General features: G+C 35.6%; 2 protein-coding genes. Both read left to right on the top strand.

Annotated features, from left to right (window positions below):
* The coding region (locus Q0A12_RS11310; protein WP_291292750.1) for a glycoside hydrolase family 3 N-terminal domain-containing protein at positions 1 to 2,215 on the top strand (2,215 nt) is incomplete at its 5' end.
* Between the two features lie 3 nt (positions 2,216 to 2,218).
* The gene (locus Q0A12_RS11305; protein WP_291292749.1) at positions 2,219 to 3,631 is read left to right on the top strand and encodes a PTS transporter subunit EIIC; all 1,413 of its coding nucleotides are present in this window, start codon (positions 2,219 to 2,221) and stop codon (positions 3,629 to 3,631) included.
* The last annotated feature ends 340 nt before the right edge of the window (positions 3,632 to 3,971 follow it).

Here is a 3,971-nt window from a genome sequence, read left to right as displayed (position 1 = left end):
GGTGAAAAGGTTAAGCAGCTTAATCTATTATATTATAAAAATATTGGATGTGAAAATAGTGAATATTTCTACAGAATTAACGCAGGAAGTATTCGTAACAGAATTATTGAAACAAATGACTTTAGATGAAAAAGTAGGACAATTGAACCAAGTGGGTACCTCGATTTATGGTGGAAAAGAAGAGCACTACGAACAGCTAATTCGATCTAGCTCTGTTGGTTCTTTTTTGTCGATAAAGGAGATAGAAAAAGCCAACTATTTACAGCATATCGCGGTAAACGAAACACGATTAGGAATCCCGTTGTTATTTGCAGAAGATGTTGTACATGGATTTTTAACAACTTTTCCAATCCCTTTAGCAGAATCCTGTTCTTGGAATACGCAACTTATAAAAAAGACAGCAGAAATTGCTGCCGAAGAAGCTGCATCTGCTGGCATTCATTGGACATTTGCTCCAATGATTGATGTCAGCAGAAATCCTCGCTGGGGAAGAGTGGCGGAATCTTTTGGTGAAGATACGTATTTAACCGCTGTGTTTGGATCAGCAAAGGTAAAAGGGTTTCAGGGAAGTTTAACGGGGAATGGCACATTAACTGAGGATCATATCATTGCATGTGCAAAGCATTTTGTGGGCTATTCAGAGGCAGAAGCTGGCAGAGATTATAATACAGTAGATCTCTCATGGTATAAGCTAGCAAATGTTTATATCCCACCTTTTAAACGATTAGTTGATGAAGGTGTGATGTCAATCATGAGCAGTTTTAATTTATTAAATGGTATACCGGCAACAACGAACAAAAAATTACTCATAGATATTCTAAGAAAAAAACTATTTTACTCTGAAGTGCTCATTTCTGATTGGAATGCACTGAAAGAGACAGTTGTTCATGGATTTTGTCGCGACGATAAAGAAGCAGTAAAAAAAGCTGTGGCGTGTCAGTTAGATATAGATATGTCTTCGCTGCTTTATGGTACTTATTTAAAGGGCTTAGTTGAAAGCAATAGTATTAAAGAAGCCGAAATTGATCGAGCAGTTCGACGCGTTTTAAGCTTGAAATGGAGACTAGGATTGTTCGATAATCCTTATCGTTCTTCGGCCGAAAAATACAAAAAAATAGTTGATAAAACAAAGGAATTTCGGAGAACGGCCTTAGAGATTTCTGAAGAATCTATTGTATTACTCAAGAATGATGGATTATTACCACTAAAATCTACCGATAAAGTTGGTTATGCGGGAATTTTTCTTGATGATAGGCAAAGTATGATGGATACATGGGCGTGCAAAGGCGATGAAAAACAGATTGTAACATTAGCTCAAGCAGTGGAAAACAAACAAAATAAAAATTACTTTTTATTACAAAATGCTTTTAGAGACTTTGAGCGGACTCAAACATTTAGTGAGGAGACTCGTTCATGGGTGCGCCATTTAGATAAGGTTGTTTTAGTTCTTGGAGAAAAAGCAACGGAATCTGGTGAGGCTAAATCAAAAGCAATTTTAAGTATCAGTAAGGAACAGCAAAATTTCATACAGGCACTTTCACAGATAAATCAGAATATCGTCGTTGTTTTAATGAATGGAAGACCACTGGTACTCTCTGCCATCATACCTTACTGCAAATCAATTGTTGAGGCATGGCATTTAGGCTGTGAAGCAGGATCAGCGATTTTAAATATACTTGAAGGCGTGGTTAATCCGTCTGGAAAATTAACCATGACCTTTCCAAGGCATGAAGGACAATTACCTATTTATTATAACCATTATAAAACAGGACGTCCTTATCAAGCAGATAAATTCAATACATCAAGATATATTGATTTACCAAATGATCCAGAGTTTTCCTTTGGTTATGGATTAAGTTATACAGATTTTGCTTTAATGAATTATGAAGTTAAAAAACTTAAAAAAAATCAGTGGGAAGTATCTATTGATGTAGTAAACACGGGAGAGATAGAAGGAAAAGAAGTCATCCAATTATATATTGGGGCCCAATATGGCACCTATACACGACCAATGAAAGAACTGAAAGGTTTTAAAAAAATAAATTTGAAGCCTAATGAAAAAAGAAAGGTCGTTTTTAACGTTAATCGAGATACATTTTGTTATTACGATGAAAATTTGAATGAACTATTTGATTCTGGAGATTATCTAATTATGGTTGGAAATAGTTCAGTTATAGATGAAAAAAATACTAAAAGAATCGAGGTTGAAGACTAAATCATGTTTAAAAATGAAGCGGAGAAAATTATTGTCGGTGTTGGTGGCAAAGAAAATATTATTGCATTAACGCATTGTGTTACCAGATTACGGTTCGTATTACAAAATGAAACTTTAGTAGACAAGGAGTCCTTAGAAAATCTAGACGATGTAAAAGGGATATTTAGTGCGAATGGCCAATTTCAAATTGTAATAGGACCAAAAGTTGAAAAACTATACGATGAAGTGATGACTCAGACTAATTTAAACGTTATGTCTAAGGAAGAAGTAAAATCTGTAGCTGCAGAAGTAAATCTGAACCCCCTCCAAAAAATGATTAAAGTTTTAGGCGACGTGTTTGTCCCTATATTACCAGCTATTGTAACGGCAGGTTTATTGATGGGCTTAAATAATTTATTGACAAATCCAGGTATATTTTTTACGAAATCTGTCATTGAAGCCTATCCTACTATTGCAGACTTATCGAGTATGATCAATACCATCGCCAATACTTCTTTTCAATTTTTACCAGCTCTGATCACTTGGTCTACTGTTAAGTATTTTAAAGGCAGTCCATTATTAGGAATTGTACTAGGATTAGTTTTTGTTCATCCAGACTTAATGAATGCTTGGAATTATGGTCAAGCTGTTACAACCGGCGATATTCCACAATGGACAATATTTGGCTTCTCCATTGCAAAAATGGGGCTGCAAGCTCAAGTGTTGCCTGCATTAGTATCTGGATATGTTCTCGCAAAAATTGAAATTTGGTTACGAAAGAGAATCCCGGAAACGATTCAATTACTAGTAGTAGCACCTGTTGCAATTCTAGTTACCAGTGTATTAACATTTGTGTTGATAGCCCCTGTTACGATTGCTATCGGCAACACTATTGTTGAAGCTATCGTATGGCTCTTCAACAAGATACCATTTTTAGGTGGAATTGCATATGGTATAGGGTTAGCACCACTAGTGGTAACCGGAATGCATCATGCATTTTTACCTGTTCATATCCAGTTAATGGCAAATGGAGGAGATTACATTTGGCCGATAGGCGTAATGTCGAGTTTAGCTCAGGGATCTGCTGCAATCGCAATGAACTTTCTAATCAAAGATAAAAAGTTGAAAGGTGTAGGATTAACAGCTGGACTTTCGGCATATATGGGCATTACAGAGCCGGCAATGTTTGGGATTAATTTGAAATATAAATTTCCATTTTTAGTTGCCATCTCTACATCGGGCTTAGTTGGTGGCTTTATGGCCATGCAGCATATTACTGCAACATCTGTCGGAATAAGCGGCATTCCTGGTTTTTTATCTATTCCATTTGAATTCTGGCCATCATTTTTTGTATGTATGGCATTAAGCTGCTTAATATCATTTGGCGCTACTTATTTCTATGGAAAATTCCGATTCACAACAAAGGAATATGAATAACTCATTTTTGCTATAAAGTTAACAATACAACATTCTTACTCATTTCGATTTTCTGAAACTATTGAGCTAAATACCTCAGCGAACCTACTTGTGCTAAAGGAAATAACCAAAAAAAGAGGCTGCCAATCTGACTTGGCACCCAAAGGAATAAATCGTTGGAGATTCAAAAGGCGCAGAACGAAGTATGGCATTAAAAAAGGGCTGAGAGAAAAAGCAGAAGAAGAAATAATAAAGCTAACCAAGTATTTTTAGGAGAATATCCTATGATGAAGGAACACAATAATTCCGTTTTAAAAAAAGAAGACAAATTAAAAAAGTTTTTTTGCACACTATGTAGTGT

This window comes from Enterococcus sp. (genome assembly GCF_022711995.1).
GTDB lineage: Bacteria > Bacillota > Bacilli > Lactobacillales > Enterococcaceae > Enterococcus_D.
This window is presented reverse-complemented; position numbering and strand designations above follow the sequence as displayed.